The organism is Microbacterium sp. UBA3486 (assembly GCF_002377845.1).
GTDB lineage: Bacteria > Actinomycetota > Actinomycetes > Actinomycetales > Microbacteriaceae > Microbacterium > Microbacterium maritypicum_A.
This window is the reverse complement of sequence record NZ_DFQP01000011.1, coordinates 1-16,406: the sequence shown is the minus strand read 5'-3', so window position 1 is coordinate 16,406 and position 16,406 is coordinate 1. Positions and strand designations below refer to the sequence as shown.

16 protein-coding genes are annotated in these 16,406 nt (G+C 69.5%); 7 read left to right on the top strand and 9 right to left on the bottom strand.

Features of this window, described 5'->3' with window-relative positions; translation table 11 throughout:
* Positions 1–20: 20 nt before the first annotated feature.
* Both B2869_RS01295 and B2869_RS01290 read right to left on the bottom strand, forming a co-directional pair.
* Complete coding sequence (locus B2869_RS01295) at positions 21–1,565, bottom strand: glucoamylase family protein (RefSeq protein WP_373695398.1); 1,545 nt, start codon at positions 1,563–1,565, stop codon at positions 21–23.
* Positions 1,566–1,703: 138 nt separating this feature from the next.
* The gene (locus B2869_RS01290) at positions 1,704–3,155 is read right to left on the bottom strand and encodes an XRE family transcriptional regulator (protein ID WP_292761801.1); all 1,452 of its coding nucleotides are present in this window, start codon (positions 3,153–3,155) and stop codon (positions 1,704–1,706) included.
* Positions 3,156–3,288: 133 nt separating this feature from the next.
* Here B2869_RS01290 and aceA point away from each other — a divergent pair, with 133 nt between their 5' ends.
* The 3 genes from aceA (at position 3,289) to B2869_RS01275 (ending at position 6,962) form a co-directional block, all read left to right on the top strand.
* Positions 3,289–4,614 carry an isocitrate lyase gene (gene aceA, locus B2869_RS01285; RefSeq protein WP_029258926.1) on the top strand — a complete coding sequence of 442 codons (1,326 nt, stop codon included), beginning with the start codon at positions 3,289–3,291 and terminating at the stop codon, positions 4,612–4,614.
* Between the two features lie 124 nt (positions 4,615–4,738).
* Positions 4,739–6,409, top strand: a complete 1,671-nt coding sequence (gene aceB / locus B2869_RS01280) for a malate synthase A (protein WP_292761799.1) — start codon at positions 4,739–4,741, stop codon at positions 6,407–6,409.
* Positions 6,410–6,530: 121 nt separating this feature from the next.
* Positions 6,531–6,962, top strand: a complete 432-nt coding sequence (locus tag B2869_RS01275; protein WP_292761796.1) for a hypothetical protein — start codon at positions 6,531–6,533, stop codon at positions 6,960–6,962.
* Positions 6,963–6,975: 13 nt separating this feature from the next.
* Here B2869_RS01275 and B2869_RS01270 read toward each other — a convergent pair whose 3' ends face one another.
* Positions 6,976–7,968 (bottom strand): aldo/keto reductase, encoded by a 993-nt coding sequence (locus B2869_RS01270; protein ID WP_292761793.1) that lies wholly within the window; start codon positions 7,966–7,968, stop codon positions 6,976–6,978.
* 68 nt (positions 7,969–8,036) lie between these two features.
* Here B2869_RS01270 and B2869_RS01265 point away from each other — a divergent pair, with 68 nt between their 5' ends.
* Entirely contained in the window at positions 8,037–9,491 is a 1,455-nt protein-coding gene (locus B2869_RS01265; RefSeq protein ID WP_292761790.1) for a PLP-dependent aminotransferase family protein, read from the top strand.
* 15 nt (positions 9,492–9,506) lie between these two features.
* Here the strand turns inward: B2869_RS01265 and B2869_RS01260 are convergent, their stop codons facing one another.
* Positions 9,507–10,025, bottom strand: a complete 519-nt coding sequence (locus B2869_RS01260; RefSeq protein WP_292761787.1) for an Lrp/AsnC family transcriptional regulator — start codon at positions 10,023–10,025, stop codon at positions 9,507–9,509.
* 103 nt (positions 10,026–10,128) lie between these two features.
* On the opposite strand from B2869_RS01260, the gene ald reads away from it, so the two are divergent.
* The 3 genes from ald (at position 10,129) to B2869_RS01245 (ending at position 13,040) form a co-directional block, all read left to right on the top strand.
* Entirely contained in the window at positions 10,129–11,223 is a 1,095-nt protein-coding gene (gene ald, locus B2869_RS01255) for an alanine dehydrogenase (RefSeq protein WP_029267355.1), read from the top strand.
* 81 nt (positions 11,224–11,304) lie between these two features.
* Positions 11,305–12,504: a pyridoxal phosphate-dependent aminotransferase gene (locus B2869_RS01250; protein WP_292761784.1), complete on the top strand. Its 1,200-nt coding sequence runs from the start codon at positions 11,305–11,307 to the stop codon at positions 12,502–12,504.
* A 98-nt stretch (positions 12,505–12,602) separates the two neighbouring features.
* Positions 12,603–13,040 carry a hypothetical protein gene (locus B2869_RS01245; RefSeq protein WP_029267359.1) on the top strand — a complete coding sequence of 146 codons (438 nt, stop codon included), beginning with the start codon at positions 12,603–12,605 and terminating at the stop codon, positions 13,038–13,040.
* Here B2869_RS01245 and B2869_RS01240 read toward each other — a convergent pair.
* The 5 genes from B2869_RS01240 to B2869_RS01220 form a co-directional block, all read right to left on the bottom strand.
* Positions 12,998–13,399: a VOC family protein gene (locus B2869_RS01240; RefSeq protein ID WP_029267361.1), complete on the bottom strand. Its 402-nt coding sequence runs from the start codon at positions 13,397–13,399 to the stop codon at positions 12,998–13,000. The two genes, B2869_RS01245 and B2869_RS01240, sit on opposite strands and share 43 nt — an antisense overlap.
* 62 nt (positions 13,400–13,461) lie before the next feature.
* Positions 13,462–14,595 (bottom strand): UDP-N-acetylmuramate dehydrogenase, encoded by a 1,134-nt coding sequence (locus B2869_RS01235; RefSeq protein WP_029258933.1) that lies wholly within the window; start codon positions 14,593–14,595, stop codon positions 13,462–13,464.
* A 13-nt stretch (positions 14,596–14,608) separates the two neighbouring features.
* On the bottom strand, positions 14,609–15,007 hold the full coding sequence (locus B2869_RS01230; RefSeq protein ID WP_292761778.1) for a MaoC/PaaZ C-terminal domain-containing protein: 399 nt from the start codon (positions 15,005–15,007) through the stop codon (positions 14,609–14,611).
* The gene (locus B2869_RS01225) at positions 15,007–15,477 is read right to left on the bottom strand and encodes an FAS1-like dehydratase domain-containing protein (RefSeq protein WP_017829180.1); all 471 of its coding nucleotides are present in this window, start codon (positions 15,475–15,477) and stop codon (positions 15,007–15,009) included. Before B2869_RS01225 ends, B2869_RS01230 begins: the two co-directional genes overlap by 1 nt.
* Before the next feature lie 57 nt (positions 15,478–15,534).
* On the bottom strand, positions 15,535–16,406 hold an 872-nt coding region (locus tag B2869_RS01220; protein ID WP_292761776.1), incomplete at its 5' end, for a glycerate kinase.

Below are 16,406 nucleotides of genomic sequence, written 5' to 3'. Positions count from 1 at the left end.
TCGTCGAGGGAAGCGGCGGTTCAGCCCTGGTGGCCGTTGCCACCCGCACCCCACGACGAGCTGAATTCCTGCTGTCGCATCGCGGGGCGCAGGAGCTTCTCCATCTCGCGATCCACGAAGTAGTCCTTGAGCTTATCCTTCGTGAGTTCGTTGCCGATCGCCGCCATGATCATCGACTGGTCGAGCGAGAGATGGCGCTCGGCGATCGTGCCGCTCTTCACGGCGACCGCGTCGTAGAACCCACCGGGGCCATAGGCGCCGAGGTCGCCCTCGATGCCTTCGAGGTTGCGCAGCACGCCCTTGCGGTCATAGGGCAGCGCGAGGAAGGCCGCATGCGGCGTGACCACGCCGTCGCCGAACTCGGGAGCGGGGTTCGTGCCTGCCGCACAGCCCGGACGATCCACATCGACGTCGGTCTTCTCCACGTCGGACGTGTAGCCGTCGGACCGCATGCCCGCGATGTCGACGCCGTATTCCGCGTATCCGCCGAAGGGATCACTCGCGGGCGAGAAGCCCCAGTATCCGTATCCGGCCTCGTCGAGTCCATGCTGCTTCTGCACGGCGACCGTGATCGGATGATTGAGCTTCCACGACTTCGGACCCCATTTCGACTCCGGGACGAGCAGGTCGGGCATCAGCGACTCGAACATGCTGCCGCCCCAGCTGGGGACGAACGACATACCGTCATAGCTGTACGCGCCTTCCCACACCTCGACGCCGTCGTAGGTGCGGTACTTCCCCTGGGGGAGCTGCTCCTGCCAGGCCCAGTCGCAGCCGGGCGGCATCGTGCGGTGCGTGCCGTAGAGCGCCGTCGCGGGAATCTGCCCGTTGGCGATGCCGAGATAGGTCGCGATGCGGCTCTCGCTCACCGTCGTGTCGTAGTGGTGGCAGGTGTAATACGCGGTCTCGCCCGATCCGTTGTACATCGGCGCCGCGACGCTGCACTCCGGCGGCACCTCGTCCCAGAAGCCGCCGCGGTTCGTGCCGGCGGGGAGACCGGCAGCGCCGGCGGGGTCGAAGAACGAGGCGAAGTCCATCGAGTCGTAGAGGGCGTCGGCCTGCACCGCGAGCGCAGGGTCCGCCTCGCGGACGATGCGCAGGGCGGCGGCGAGCCATCCGTTGTCGACCGTGCTGAGGAACGGATACACCGGATCGCCGGAGTCGGGCCAGGTCGTCAGCTTCTCCCCCGTCGTCGGCGAGTACCAGTTGTAGAACATGCCGCTCGCGTCATTGCGCTCGAGCCCCTCGAGGGTGTCGAGCGTGGCGGACATGCGGCTGCGCGCCTCGTCGGCGCCGATGATGCCGAGGTCTCGCGCCGTGACGGTCGACCACAGGTATCCGCCGATGTTCGTCGGAGAGGTGTATGCGCTGGGGGTCTGCAGGTCGCCGGTGATGTTGTCGGCCGGAAGGCCCGTCTCCTCATCGGTCATCGCCACGAGGGAGCCCCAGGTGTCCTGCGCCCAGCGCGTGAGCTCGGCGTCGCCCTGACGGCCGCCTCCCGCCGCCGCAGGTCCGGCCAGGGCCAGGCCTGAGACGACCAGTCCGACCGTGGCCAGTGTGCTCATCCATCGCTTCATCGCGTCTCCTCATCGAGAACGGGCGCCGCTGACCGGAGCCACTCCACACGCGAAAACCTAACAGGCGTTCGGTGTTCGCTCAACCCCCTGCGCTCGACGTCGGTCGACGCGACACCCCGTCCACACTCAGCGCGGTGCGTGCGCCTCCAGGAACTCGTACACGTCGGTCGTGTCGACGCCGGGGAAGGCCCCGGTCGGAAGGGTCGCCAGCAGCGTGCGCGGGGTCTTCACGTTCGGCCAGGAGTTGTCTCGCCAGCGGTCCTCCAGGTCGGCCGGCGCCCGGCGGCAGCACACCTCGACCGAGTGCTTCGAGACGCCCCGATGCGAGGTGTCGCGCCCCACGAACCACTTCGTGTCGTCGAAGCGCACGCCCACGCTGACGGAGTGCAGCCCCTCGCTCGACGACTCCACCCGGGCGGTGCACCAGTACGTGCCGTTCCCGGTGTCGGTGTACTGGTAATACGGGTTGAAGCGGTCGTCTTCATCGAACACCACGCGCGAGGTCCACCGGCGGCAGCACATCTGCCCCTCGATGGCCCCGAGACGGTCGGTGGGGAAGTTCACGTCGTCGTTCTCGTACGCCTTGGTGATCGTGCCCGACTCATGCACCTTGAGGAAGTGCACGGGGATGTCGAGGTGCCGGGTCGCGAGGTTCGTGAACCGATGCGCAGCCGTCTCATACGAGACCGAGTAGGCGTCACGCAGGTCTTCGATCGAGATCGCCCGGCGCTGCTTGGCATCCTTCAGCGCCGGGACCACATGCGCCTCGGGGATGAGGAGCGCACCGGTGAGGTAGTTCGTCTCCACGCGCTGACGCAGGAACTCGGCGTAACTGCGCGGCTCGGAGTGCCCGAGGATGCGACTCGACAGAGCCTGCAGCACCGCGGTGCGGGCATCGCCCTTCGCGGGCACGCTGCTCGACAGGTAGAGCCTGCCGTTCGCGAGGTCGGCGACGCTCCGGGTGGTCTGCGGCAGGTCGGGCGCGTAGTGCAGGGTGAAGCCCAGGTAGGCCGCGATCTCGGACGCCGTGCGCTGGGTCAGCGGACCACCCGGATGACCGACCGCGGAGAGGATCTCGGCGGCCTTCGCCTCGAGGTCGGCGAAGTGGTTGTCCTGCCGACGCATCAGGTGCCGCAGCTCGACGTTCGCCCGCCGGGCCTCCTCCGGTGTCGCGGCCCGCTCATCCTTGAGCCGGTCGATCTCGCTGTGCAGGGCGAGCAGAGCCTTCAGCGCATCTGTCGGCAGACTCTTCGCGATGCGGAACGGCTCGATGCCCAGCGCCTGGAACGTCTGCCCCTTCATCGCCCGCTCGAGTGCGATCTCGACCGCGCTGCGCTCATCGAGCGGCTCGCCCTCCAGCAGGGCGTCGATCGTGACCCCGAGCGCCCGGGCGATCGCCTGCAGCTGCGTGAGCTTGGGTTCACGCTTCCCGGTCTCGATCATCGACATCTGGCTCGGCGCCCGATCGACGGCGGAGGCGAGGTCGTCGAGGGTCATGCCCTTCGCCGTGCGGAGCTGGCGGATGCGGCGGCCGATCGTGAGGGCGTCGGTCTCTTCTGCAGCGTCGATGGTGCTCATGCGGCCGATTCTGTCACAGAAACAGAATTTCCATCGATCTTCTCTTCGCATCCGGTCGGTCAACCCTTGGAACTTCACGCACAGTGGAACCACGCCACACCGGCACAGCCGCCGGATCCACCGAGGAGACACCATGACGAACACCGCCCACACCCCGACGCCCCGCCCCGCCGGTCTGCGAGCCGGCGACCAGGTTCAGACGGCCGCCGAGCTCCAGGAGATCTGGGACACCGACCCCCGCTGGGACGGCGTCGAGCGCACCTACTCGGCCGAAGACGTCATCCGCATCCGCGGTTCGGTCCGCGAAGAGGCCACGCTCGCCCATCGCGGTGCCGACAATCTGTGGAACCTCCTGCACACCGAGGACTACGTCCGTGCGCTCGGCGCCTACACCGGCGGCCAGGCCGTGCAGCAGGTGCGGGCGGGACTCAAGGCCATCTATCTCTCCGGATGGCAGGTCGCCGCCGACGGCAACCTCGCCGGTCAGACCTACCCCGACCAGTCTCTGTACCCCGCGAACTCGGTGCCGGCAGTCGTGCGCCGCATCAACAACGCGCTCATCCGCCAGGACCAGCTCGAGCACGCTGAGGGCGAGACCACGCAGGACTGGCTCGCACCGATCGTCGCCGACGCCGAGGCGGGCTTCGGCGGACCGCTGAACGCCTACGAGCTCGCGCAGTCGCTCATCCAGTCCGGTGCCGCCGGTATCCACTGGGAGGACCAGCTGGCCAGCGAGAAGAAGTGCGGTCACCTCGGCGGCAAGGTGCTGGTGCCCACCCAGCAGCACATCCGCACCCTGAACGCGGCCCGCCTCGCGGCCGACGTCGCCGGAGTGCCGACCGTCATCATCGCCCGTACCGATGCCCTCGCCGCCGACCTGCTCACCAGCGACGTCGACGAGCGGGACCAGCAGTTCACCACCGGCGAGCGCACCACCGAGGGGTTCTACCGGATCCGGCCCGGACTGGAGTCGGTCATCAGCCGCGGCCTCGCCTTCGCCCCTTATGCCGACCTGCTGTGGGTCGAGACGGGAGAGCCCGACATCGAGCTCGCCCGGTCATTCGCCGCAGCGATCCACGAGCAGTTCCCCGGCAAGCTCCTGGCGTACAACTGCTCGCCGAGCTTCAACTGGAAGAAGCACCTGTCGGACGCCGAGATCGCGACGTTCCAGCAGGAGCTGGCAGACCTGGGCTACAAGTTCCAGTTCATCACGCTGGCCGGCTTCCACGCCCTGAACTACTCGATGTTCGACCTCGCCCGCGGCTACGCCGATCGCGCCATGAGCGCGTACGTCGAGCTGCAGGAAGCCGAGTTCGCCGCAGAAGCAGACGGCTACACCGCCACCAAGCACCAGCGCGAGGCGGGCACCGGCTACTTCGACGTCATCTCCACCGCGCTCAACCCCGACAGCGCGACACTCGCCCTCGCCGGCTCCACCGAAGCCGCGCAGTTCCACTGATCCCCACGCCCCCTCCACACGGCGCTGGCGCGCCGCGCGGAGCCTCCGGGCGCGTGGCCCCTCTTCGTCGCGGTGCTCGACGCATTCGTCGCAGTACTCGACACGACTCAAAGGACACACGATCATGACCACTCCCACCGCTCCCCCGACCACGGCTCCGATCCAGACGACCCAGCAGGGTCCCGCGATCGAGGTCACCGGTCCCCTCCGCGACCGCTACGCGGAGATCCTGACCCCCGAAGCGATCGCCTTCCTCACCGAGCTGCACCACCGGTTCGCCTCCCGGCGCCACGACCGCCTCGCCGACCGCATGCGCCGTCGCTTCGAGATCGGCAACGGTCACGACCCGAAGTTCCGCGACGACACCGCCCACATCCGTGAGGATCGCGACTGGCGGGTCGCCGGTGCCGGGCCGGGTCTCGAGGATCGCCGCGTCGAGATCACCGGACCGACCGACCCGAAGATGACGATCAACGCGCTGAACTCCGGCGCGCGGGTGTGGCTCGCCGACCAGGAGGATGCCACGAGCCCGACCTGGAAGAACGTCATCGAGGGGCAGCTGTCGCTCCGTGACGCCATCCGCGGCGAGCTGTCGTTCACATCGCCTGCCTCTGAATCCGGCCCCGGCAAGGAGTACCGCGTCACGGCGGAGCGCACGCCGACGATCGTGATGCGCCCTCGCGGGTGGCACCTGCCCGAGAAGCACATCGCCTTCATCGACCGCGCCGGTCGTCGCACCTCGGCATCCGGCTCCCTGGTCGACTTCGGCCTCTACTTCCTGCACAACGCGCAGGCGCTGATCGACGGCGGTCGCGGACCGTACTTCTACATCGCCAAGCTGGAGTCCAGCGAGGAGGCGAAGCTGTGGGACGACGTCTTCTCGTTCAGCGAGGAGTACATCGGCATCCCGCACGGCACGATCCGTGCGACCGTGCTGATCGAGACCCTGCCGGCGGCGTTCGAGATGGACGAGATCCTCTACGAGCTGCGCGACCACTGCGCAGGCCTGAACGCCGGCCGCTGGGACTACATCTTCTCGATCATCAAGAACTACCGCGGCCGCGGGGCGCGCTTCGTGCTTCCCGATCGCAGCGAGGTCACGATGACGGTGCCGTTCATGCGGGCGTACACCGATCTGCTCGTGCAGACCTGCCACAAGCGGGGCGCCTTCGCGATCGGCGGCATGAGCGCGTTCATCCCCAACCGCCGCGACCCCGAGGTGACGGCACGCGCGATCGAGAAGGTCACCGCCGACAAGAAGCGCGAGGCCGGCGACGGCTTCGACGGCACCTGGGTGGCGCACCCCGACCTGATCCCCACGGCGCAGGCGGAGTTCGATGCCGTGCTGGGCGACCGCCCCAACCAGGTCGACCGTCAGCGCGATGACGTGCACGTGGAAGCCCGCGACCTGCTCGACCTGCACATCGGCCGTCCCATCACAGCACAGGGCGTGCGCGACAACGTGTCGGTCGCCATCCGCTACCTCGAGGCCTGGCTGCGCGGACTCGGGGCGGTGGCGATCGACAACCTGATGGAGGATGCCGCGACGGCCGAGATCAGCCGCTCGCAGGTGTGGCAGTGGATCCACCAAGACCGCACCACTCAGGACGGCACCCCGATCACGGCGGAGTACATCGAGGGTCTGATGGCCCAGGTGCTCGCGCAGGCGACGCGCAGCCACGGCGACCGGTATGACGACGCGGCGGAGATCTTCCGCGAGGTCGCCCTGCAGGAGGAGTTCCCCACCTTCCTCACACTGGGCGCCTACAGCCGGTTCCTGATCGATGAGGACTGAGCAGAGGACTGAGTAGAGGACTGAGCAGACGAGGGAGCCCCCGGGACTGCGGCATCCGCCGTGGTCCGGGGGCTCCCTTTTTTCCCGCTCCCATGCCCCTCGCCGGGCGTAGCCTGGACGCATGACCGACGTCTGGGCGGACATCGCCTCCGAGTTCCTGCACTTCTACCCGCGCGGCCGACGACTGCTCGCGGTGGCCGGGGCGGACGCAGAGCGCTCGCGACAGGCGGCAGACGACCTCGCGGCCGCGCTGACGGCGTCAGGGCAGCCGGTCATCCGCGACCACTCACCGGACGGCGCCGAGGCCGAGCTCCGCTCCGTGGTCACCGCGTTCCGCGAAGGCCCGAAGAGCGGCGACATCCTGCTCGTCTCCGGACCGGCGACTCTGCTCGGCGAGCGCACCAGGGGCATGTGGAACTACGCGGTGTGGCAGCTGGCCGGCGACGAGCCACCGCACACGGTCGCGGGTGCGATCGTCGACGTGACCGACCCCGCGCACCCGACGCGGCGGTTCGCCGACTACTGCGCACTGCCCGCGTCCTACGGCGCCTGACCCCCGAGGTCACTCAACGTGCGTCGGCCGGTTCGGCGTCGAGGCGCTCGCGCACCTCGGCATCGAGCACCAGATCGGCCGCGCCCAGCGCCTCTTCCAGCTGGGCGAGGGACGACACCCCGACGACGGGGATCACCGGCACCTCCGCGCCGAGCAGCCACGCGAGGGCGACCTGGTTCGGTGTCGCACCGATCTCCGCCGCGACCTCGTGCAGCAGCGCGCGGCGGGTATGGCTGGTCGGATGATCGACGCCGCCCCACAGCGGCTTGTCGAGACGCACGATCCCGCCCTGATGCAGCGGCGAGTACACGGTGATGGCGAGCTGCGGCCGTTCGGGGGTGCCGGTGGATGCCGCATAGTCGAGCAGGCCTGGGGTGACGAAGTTGTTCCGTCCGAAGCGCGGAGCCGGGTAGCTGTACTGCTGCTGCACCACACCGCAGGGCGCGATGTCCCGCCGCTGCGCCTCCTCGCGTGCTTCCACGACACGCCAGGTGGGCACGTTCGAGATGCCGGTGATGCCGACGAGGCCCTCGCGTTGAAGCTCGCCGAAGGCCCCGACCGTCTCAGCGAGCGGAACCTCGATGTCGTCGACGTGCCCGTACAGGACGTCGATGTGATCGATGCCGAGATGCCGGGCGCTCTCCGGGGCCTGCCGCCGGATGACCTCGGCGGAGAGGCCCTCGAAGTTCGTCGGCGGGGTGTTCGACAGCGGCTTCGACGGATCCTTCTGTGCGGCGCCGAGCTTGGTGGCGATGCGGAGGGCGTCGCGGTTGCCGCGGTCGCGCATCCAGCGGCCGAGCAGGTCTTCGCTGTCGCGACCGGTGCCGCCGGCCCAGAGGCTGTAGTTGTTGGCGGTGTCGATGAAGGTGCCGCCGGCTTCGACGAAGCGGTCGAGGATCCCGCGCGCGGTCGCCTCGTCGGTGCGGGTGCCGAAGTTCATCGCGCCCAGGCACAGGGTCGAGACGTCGAACGAGGTGCGGCCGTCGGAGAGGGTGCGGTACTGCATGGTGGTCCTTTCTCGGAGGATGGCTCCACGCTAGGGAGAGATCGGCTCGGGGATACACTCCAATCACGATGCAGAACACCAGACCGATTCTTGCGTGGGAGACCCTCCTCGACCTCGAGGTCGAGAGCGGCTCCGCGGTCGCACGGCCCCTGCGTGACCGCGTGGAGACCGCGCTGCGTCGAGCGATCGCCGAGGGGCGCCTCTCCCCCGGATCCGCCGTGCCGCCCAGCCGCACCCTGGCCGAGACTCTCGGTGTCTCGCGGTGGGTGGTCACCGAGGCATACGGACAGCTGGTCGCCGAAGGGGTGCTGGAGGCGCGGACCGGATCCGCGACGAGGGTGGCCAAGCAGCACGCCCGGGCGCCCGGCCCGACGCGTCCCGCCCGCCTCTCCGAGCGTGCGGACGGCAACGCTGCACTCCTCGATGTCGCCCCGCCCGTGCGGTACGACCTTCGACCCGGCATCCCCGACCTCCGGGCGACTCCCCGAGCCCGCTGGGCTGCCGCCCTGCGCGCAGCGATCACCGCGATCCCCGACCGCGACCTCGCCGCCTCCCACCCGCTCGGGTATGCCCCCGCACGCGCCGCCGTCGCCGCCTACCTCTCCCGTTCCCGGCACGCCGTCGCCGACGCCGCGCGCGTCACCATCACCCACGGAGCGACCGACGGCATGGGCATCCTCTCCCGCGAGCTGCATCGACGGGGCCACCGCGACATCCTCGTGGAGGACCCGAGCTGGCCCCGTCTGCGCGCGGTCGCCGAAGAGCACGGCCTTCGTCCGATCCCGGTGCCGGTCGACGACGACGGCATCGACATGGCGCGGCTGATGGAGATCGCGACCGGCACCGGAGCCAGGGCGGCCCTCATCACGCCGGCACACCAGTTCCCCCTCGGAGCCGCGCTCACCCCGGGCCGACGCGAGGAGCTCATCCGCTGGGCCCGAGAGCACGACGGCCTCCTGATCGAAGACGACTACGACGCCGAGTTCCGCTACGACCGGCGTCCGATCCCCGCCCTGCAGCGCCTCGACCCCGAGCGGGTCGCGCTGATCGGCTCGCTGTCGAAGTCGGTGTCGCCCGCGCTCGGACTCGGGTGGATGCTGCTGCCCTCCGGCGTCGCTCCTGGGCAGTCGGCCACACCACCCTCTCTGGTCGATCAGGCCGCGCTCGCGGAGTTCATCACGCGCGGCGACCTCGAACGGCATCTGCGGTCGTCGCGGACACGGTTCCGCCGCCGCCGGCAGCGCCTGCTCGACGCACTGCGGCGCGAACTGCCCGAGCTGCCCGTGTCGGGGATCGCCGCGGGAATGCACCTGGTGCTGGCGGTGCCCGCCGGGGTCGTCGCCGCCGACGTCGTGGCGACGGGCAGGGCGATCGGCCTCGCCCTCAGTCCCCTGACCCGCTACGAGTGCGTCCATCCGCAGGCGGAGGCCCTGGTGCTCGGCTACGGCGATCTCGACGACACTCTCATCGAGGAGGCTGTGGCGCGGCTGGCGACGATCATCCACGCCGCCCGCGGGAGCTGACCCCGCGTCGCGACATCAACGGAAGGAAGCCGCCACCGAGTTGCGGTGGTAGTCGAACACGATGCTCGTGCGCGTGGAGGCGACGCTGCTCTGCGCCGAGAGATGCTCCAGCACGAACTCGCGCATCTCGGACGAGTCGGCGACCGCGATGTGCAGCAGGAAGTCGTCGTCGCCACCGAGGAAGAAGAGCTGGATCACCGGCGGCAGCACCCGCACACGGTCGGCGAACTCCACGATGCTCTCCCGGCGTCCGCTCGGGCGCAGCGTGACACCGATGATCGCCTGCAGTCCGGCGCCCAGCATCCGCTCATCCACACTCGCGTGGAAGCCGGTGATCACGCCCCGCTCGACGAGGGCACGCAGTCGCGCGTGCGCGGTCGAGGGCGCCACGCCCAGGCGCCCGGCGAGCTCGGCGTTCGTCATGCGCCCGTCGGCCGTGAGCAGCTGCACGATCCTGGCGTCGATCGCATCCAGGGCGGGGGCCCGAACGGTGTTCGGCTCCGGGGCCTCTGAGGTCGTCTCCATGCGAAGCATTATTCAGGATTTCCGCATCACGCGAATCATCTTCACCGATTCTGTTGTTCTGTCGATGTTTCTGCGATCCTGGGTGCCGCACCGCATCGAACCTGGAGGATCAATGAAGATCGGCGTCCCCACCGAGGTCAAGAACAACGAGAACCGCGTCTCCCTCACTCCCGCCGGCGCCGACCGTCTGGTGCACGAGGGCCACCGGGTGCTCGTGCAGTCCGGGGCCGGGCTCGGCTCGCGCATCACCGACGACGACTACCGGGCCGCCGGCGCCGAGATCGTCGCCACCGCCGCCGACGCGTGGGGCGAGGCCGATATGGTCATCAAGGTCAAGGAGCCGATCGCCCAGGAGTACGGCTTCCTGCGCGACGACCTCACCCTCTTCACCTACCTGCATCTCGCTGCCGACCGCGCGCTGACGACGGCCCTCGTCGAGGCAGGGACCACCGCCGTCGCCTACGAGACCGTGCAGCTGCCCGACCGCAGCCTGCCGCTGCTCGTGCCGATGAGCGAGATCGCCGGACGCCTCTCGGTCACCATGGGCTCGTACTCGCTGCTGCGTTCCCAGGGTGGCCGGGGAATGCTGCTCGGCGGCATCGCCGGCACACCGCGCGCCAAGACCGTCGTGATCGGCGGCGGCGTCGCCGGAGAGCACGCCGCCGCGAACGCCCTCGGACTCGGTTCGAAGGTCACCGTGATCGATGTCTCCCTGCCGCGTCTGCGCGAGCTCGAACACCGCTACGGCGGCGCCCTCGAGACCCGTGCGTCGAGCCGCTACGACATCGCCGAAGAGCTCAAGACCGCCGACCTCGTGATCGGCTCCGTGCTCATCCCCGGTGCCGCGGCCCCCAAGCTCGTGACCGACGACATGGTCGCCGCGATGAAGCCGGGGTCCGTGCTCGTCGACATCGCGATCGACCAGGGCGGATGCTTCGAGGGCTCGCGCCCGACCACCCACGACGACCCCACATTCGCGGTGCACGACTCGATCTACTACTGCGTGGCGAACATGCCGGGCGCGGTTCCCGAGACCGCGACCCGTGCGCTGACGAACGCGACCCTCCCCTATGTCTCGGCGATCGCCGGCAAGGGCTGGGAGCGGGCGGCGGCCGACGACGCCGCTCTGGCCGCGGGTCTGAACGTGCAGGGCGGACGCATCACGCTTCCGGCCGTCGCACAGGCGCACGGACTCACGACCGACTGACCTTCCGAACCCGAAAGAACTCCGGATCTTGGCGGCATCCCACACCTCTCCTGCCGCACCGACCCGAGTACGCTCGTAATCGTGACCGAACGCGCTCCCCTCTCCCGCAAGCTGTCCGCCATCGCCGAGTCCGCGACCCTCAAGGTCGATGCCAAGGCCAAGGCCCTCAAGGCCGAAGGCAAGGACGTCATCTCGTACGCTGCCGGCGAGCCCGACTTCGCGACGCCGCAGTTCATCGTGGATGCGGCGGCCGAGGCTCTGGCCGACCCGGCGAGCTACCGGTACACGCCCGCTCCCGGCCTCCCGGCGCTGCGCGAGGCGATCGCGGCGAAGACCCTCCGCGACTCCGGACTCGAGGTGTCTCCGAGCCAGGTCATCGTCACCAACGGCGGCAAGCAGTCGGTCTACCAGGCCTTCCAGACCGTGGTGAACCCCGGCGACGAGGTGCTGCTGCCCGCCCCGTACTGGACCACGTACCCCGAGGCCATCCGCCTCGCCGACGGCACCCCCGTCGAGGTCTTCGCCGGGGCCGACCAGGAGTACAAGGTCACGGTCGCGCAGCTCGAAGCCGCACGCACCGCCCGCACCACCGCCCTCGTGTTCGTCTCCCCGTCGAACCCCACCGGCTCCGTCTACACCGCCGAGGAGACCAAGGCCATCGGCGAGTGGGCGCTCGAGCACGGCATCTGGATCATCAGCGACGAGATCTACCAGAACCTCACCTACGAGGGTGTCAAGGCCACCTCGATCGTCGACGCCGTGCCCGAGGTCGCCGGCCAGACGATCCTCGTCAACGGCGTCGCGAAGACCTACGCCATGACCGGCTGGCGCGTGGGCTGGATGGTCGGCCCGGCCGATGCCATCAAGATCGCCGGCAACCTGCAGTCGCACCTCACCAGCAACGTGAACAACGTCGCCCAGAAGGCCGCGATCGCCGCGCTCACCGGCCCGCAGGACGAGGCCGAGCAGATGCGCCAGGCCTTCGACCGTCGCCGCCAGCTGATCGTCTCGGAGCTGTCGAAGATCGACGGCCTCGTCGTACCGAACCCGCTGGGCGCGTTCTACGTGTACCCCGACGTGCAGGGCCTGCTGGGCCGCACCTGGGGCGGCGTGACCCCGACCACCTCGCTCGAACTCGCCGATCTCATCCTCGACCAGGCCGAGGTCGCGGTCGTCCCCGGCGAGGCCTTCGGTCCCTCCGGCTACATCCGCATGTCATACGCACTGGGCGACGAGCAGCTGCTCGAGGGCGTGCAGCGCCTGCAGCGTCTGTTCGCCTGACCCGCGGAACCCGACGAAGGCCCCTCCCGTCTGCAGATGGGAGGGGCCTTCGTCACGACGTCTCCTGCCCTCAGGCGAGGGTCAGCGATACTGGAAGCATGACGAACGGCGAGCAGGAGTATGAGCGGATGCCAGTGACTCTGCGGGTGGCATTCCCCATCCTGATCACGGTGACCGTGCTGGTCTTCTTCCTCTCCCTCGCGGTCGCTCCCTTCCTCTGGTACTGGGGAGGAGAGTCGCGTCAGTGGCTCAGTGTGCTCGCCTTCGTACCGGTGGTCGTCTACGCGACCATCACGGTGCTCGTGATCAGACGAAAGTCGTGGGCCCGATACGCGACCCTGCTGTTCCCGCTCCCGCTCGCGCTCTATGTTCCGGCGGTAGCAGCCCCGATCTGGGAGTTCTGGGTCGCCATCGCGGCCCTCGCCGTCACCACCGCGGCGGTCGTGTTGATCCTCCTGCCGTCGTCTCGTTCCTACTTCGGCAGCGGGACACCTCAGTCCTCGGGACGGAAGCCGATCAGCCAGCGCACGCCGTAACGGTCGACGAGCGTGCCGTCGAAGTCACCCCAGGGTCGCTTCTGCAGTGCGTCGATCACGCGGCCGCCGGCGGCGAGCTCGTCGTACCAGCCGGTCAGAGTGAGGGCGTCGGCCGTGCCGAGCAACGAGAGGAACATGCCGCCCATCTGCACGGCATCGTCATCGGCTCCGGCATCCGCTCCGGCGATCTCGACCAGTCCGCTCAGCTGCCCGTGCGCGATCGCATCGCCGGGGCCGTCGTGCCTCCCCGCGGTGGCGTAGTCGAGCAGCTGGAGCTCACCGCCGAACACCGATCGATAATGACGCAGCGCCTCCGCGGCGTTGCCGGGGAACAGCAGGTACGGGATCAATCCGCTCATGCCGCGAGTGTAGCCGCGACGGCCGACGTGTCCTGCGGTTCGACGCCTTGGAGTTCGACGCCTCAGAGTTCGACGCCGACGAGAACCGGCTCCGGCTGCAGCACGAGACCGAACTCGGCGTGCACCCTGCTCTGGATGAACCGGGCGAGCTCGGCGACCTCACCCGCGGTCGCCCCGCCACGGTTGGTCAGCGCGAGCGCATGCTTCGTCGACACGGATGCGCGGGAGCGCGGGAGCTTGAACCCCTTGCGGATGCCCGCCTGCTCGATCAGCCAGGCCGCGCTCACCTTCACGTCGGAGACCGCCGCGGGCTTCGACAACGGCACCTGTCCGTCGTAAGACGCCAGCGGGATCACGGTCACGGCGTCCAGATCGGGGGCGACCGGCCAGCGCGGGCACTCCGGGGGCAACGAGCCGGCGACCGCCGCCGTCACGATCGCGTTCTGGAAGAAGGAGCCGACGCCGTGGGTGTCGGGGTCATCCGCGTCGAGCAGCATGCCCTTCGACGCGCGAGTCGAGAGAATGCGCTCGCGCACCCAGCCGAGCGGAACCGGTGTCTCATCGGTCAGACCCAGTGCCCGACGCAGCTGCTCACCGCGCACCACACGCTCGCCCGCGATCAGCAGGTCGACGGTCACGGAGAGGATCACGGCACGGCGCAGCGGCACACTGCCATGGTGATGCTTGAGCACCGAGGTGCGGAAACCCAGCCCGAGCTCGGCAGCGGGAACCGTCGAGATCTCGCCGGTCGACTCGTCGATCAGCTCGACCTCGACCAGCGTCTCCTGGATCTCCTGCCCGTACGCCCCGATGTTCTGCACGGGGGCGGCGCCGACCGTGCCGGGGATCCCGCTCATGGCCTCGAGGCCCGCATACCCGTGGGCGACGGCATAGGCGACGAGGTCGTCCCACCCGTGGCCGGCCTGCGCGCGCAGACGGATGCGGCCGGCGTGCGGGGACGGCAGCTCGTCGATGCCCTCGGTGCGCACGCGGATGACCGTGCCCTCGAACGGCTCGTCGCCCACGAAGAGGTTGGAGCCGCCACCGAGGACGAACCACTCGTCGCCGCGCGCCCACGTCTCACGCAGAGCATCGACGAGACCCGCCGTCGTCGTCGCCTCGAACATCCGCTCCGGTGCTGCTCCTGTGCGCAGCGTGGTCAGCTCCGCCAGACGGACCGGCTCGATCTCCCGCATCAGCTCGCCCTCATCAGACAGCGATGCGCAGCTGCGCCTTGACGAGCACGGTGGTCTCGCCGAACGTGACCTTGAGGTCGATGCGCGCGGCCTCGTCGTCGACGGCACCCACGGTGGCGACGACGGTGATGTCAGCGCCCTCGTCGGGGTCGACCACGACCGGCTTGGTGAAGCGCACGCCGTAGTCGAGGATGCGGGTGGCCGGGTCGAGCGCCGCGACGACCACCGACGAGGCGATGCCCATCGTGAGCATGCCGTGCGCGAGCACGCCAGGAAGCCCGACGGACGCGGCGACATCATCGCGGTAGTGGATCGGGTTGAAGTCACCGGACGCTCCCGCGTAACGCACCAGCGATTCGCGGGTGAGGTGCACGGTGCGCTCGGCGAGCACGTCTCCGACGGTGTAGCCCATCAGGCGGCCTCTCCTTCATCCGCGCTCGGCTCGGCACCGACCAGCAGCACGCTGGTGGCGGTGACGACGTGGGCACCCGCGGGGTCGGTGATCTCGGCCTCGCTGGTGATCATCGCGTTGCCGCCCATCATCCGGATGCCGGTGACGCGCAGCTGCGCGGTGAGCTCGTCGCCCGCGACGATGGGGCGCGTGTAGGTGAAGCGCTGCTCGGCGTGGATGGTGCGCGCGAGCACGATGCCGGAATCCTCCTGCCCCAGGAGCTGCTGGAGCGTGAGGTCCTGGATGACCATCGCGAAGGTCGGCGGCGCCACGACGTCGGAGAAGCCCGCCGCGCGGGCCGCCTTCAGGTCGGTGTGCTGCGGGGCGTCGGCGAAGACGGCACGAGCGAACTCGCGCACCTTCTCGCGGCCGACGAGGTACGGGGCCGTCGGCGGGAACTCCCGGCCGACCAGATCTTGGTTCACTGCCACCCCTCGATCCTACCGAGGGGTAGCGGCGAACCAGGCCGCGGGTCGGCTCCCGGGAGTTCAGGCCGCACGTGCGGACATCGCCGATCCGAGCAGCACCATCCTCATGCTGCGCTCCGCGGCGTCGCGCAGCAGTGCCTCACCGTGTTCCACCGCCTGTTCGAGGGGCATCGGCACGGTGATGATCGAGGCGATCGCGTCGATGCCGATGTCATGCACGGTCGGCGCGCCGACACCCAGCGATCCCGCGATGCCGAGCACCGGCACGCCGGCGACTCTGGCGCGCATCGCGATCTCGGCCGGCACCTTGCCCCGAGGCGTCTGGAAGTCGATCGCCCCTTCGGCGGTGATGACGAGATCGGCCACCGCCATCAGCTCATCGAGGGGCTCGGGCAGCAGCCCGCTGTCGAGGAGCACCTCGAAACGCGGGGCGAGACGCGCACCGAGCACGGCGGCGAGACCCGCCCCGAGCCCGCCAGAGGCGCCGGTGCCGCCGCCGGTGCGCACATCCATCGCCGCTCCGAACGGACTCTGCTCCTCGAGCAGACCGGCCCAGACGTCGAGGGCGTCCGCGAGCTCCTCGACCTGCTCGGACGTCGCCCCCTTCTGCGGACCGAACACCCTGGCCACGCCGCGCGGTCCGCACAGGACGTTGTGGATGTTGCAGGCGAGCACGATCTCGACCTCGCCGACGCGGGGATGAAGACCCGCGAGATCGAGGTGCACTGCATCGCGGAGATTCCGCCCGCCCGCGGTGATCGGCACACCGTCTCGGTCGAGGATGCGCACGCCGAGCGCTTCGAGCGCCCCGGCACCGCCGTCGCTCGTGCCGGAGTCGCCGCAGCCGACCACGATCCGCTCCGCACCGGCGTCCAGTGCAGAGGCGATCAGCTCGCCCACGCCGCGCGTCGTCGTCTCCCCCGGGTCGCGGC

Bases quoted from the DNA above. Each gene is read 5' to 3' on its own strand.
- B2869_RS01230 (WP_292761778.1), bottom strand. From the start codon at position 15,007: ATGGGCTACACCGTCGGAGACGTGCTCGCCGAGCGCACCGTGCACCTC.
- B2869_RS01235 (WP_029258933.1), bottom strand. From the start codon at position 14,595: ATGCGGGAGATCGAGCCGGTCCGTCTGGCGGAGCTGACCACGCTGCGC.
- aceB (WP_292761799.1), top strand. From the start codon at position 4,739: ATGACCACTCCCACCGCTCCCCCGACCACGGCTCCGATCCAGACGACC.
- B2869_RS01275 (WP_292761796.1), top strand. From the start codon at position 6,531: ATGACCGACGTCTGGGCGGACATCGCCTCCGAGTTCCTGCACTTCTAC.
- B2869_RS01270 (WP_292761793.1), bottom strand. From the start codon at position 7,968: ATGCAGTACCGCACCCTCTCCGACGGCCGCACCTCGTTCGACGTCTCG.
- ald (WP_029267355.1), top strand. From the start codon at position 10,129: ATGAAGATCGGCGTCCCCACCGAGGTCAAGAACAACGAGAACCGCGTC.
- aceA (WP_029258926.1), top strand. From the start codon at position 3,289: ATGACGAACACCGCCCACACCCCGACGCCCCGCCCCGCCGGTCTGCGA.
- B2869_RS01265 (WP_292761790.1), top strand. From the start codon at position 8,037: ATGCAGAACACCAGACCGATTCTTGCGTGGGAGACCCTCCTCGACCTC.
- B2869_RS01290 (WP_292761801.1), bottom strand. From the start codon at position 3,155: ATGAGCACCATCGACGCTGCAGAAGAGACCGACGCCCTCACGATCGGC.
- B2869_RS01245 (WP_029267359.1), top strand. From the start codon at position 12,603: ATGACGAACGGCGAGCAGGAGTATGAGCGGATGCCAGTGACTCTGCGG.
- B2869_RS01240 (WP_029267361.1), bottom strand. From the start codon at position 13,399: ATGAGCGGATTGATCCCGTACCTGCTGTTCCCCGGCAACGCCGCGGAG.
- B2869_RS01260 (WP_292761787.1), bottom strand. From the start codon at position 10,025: ATGCTTCGCATGGAGACGACCTCAGAGGCCCCGGAGCCGAACACCGTT.
- B2869_RS01295 (WP_373695398.1), bottom strand. From the start codon at position 1,565: ATGAGCACACTGGCCACGGTCGGACTGGTCGTCTCAGGCCTGGCCCTG.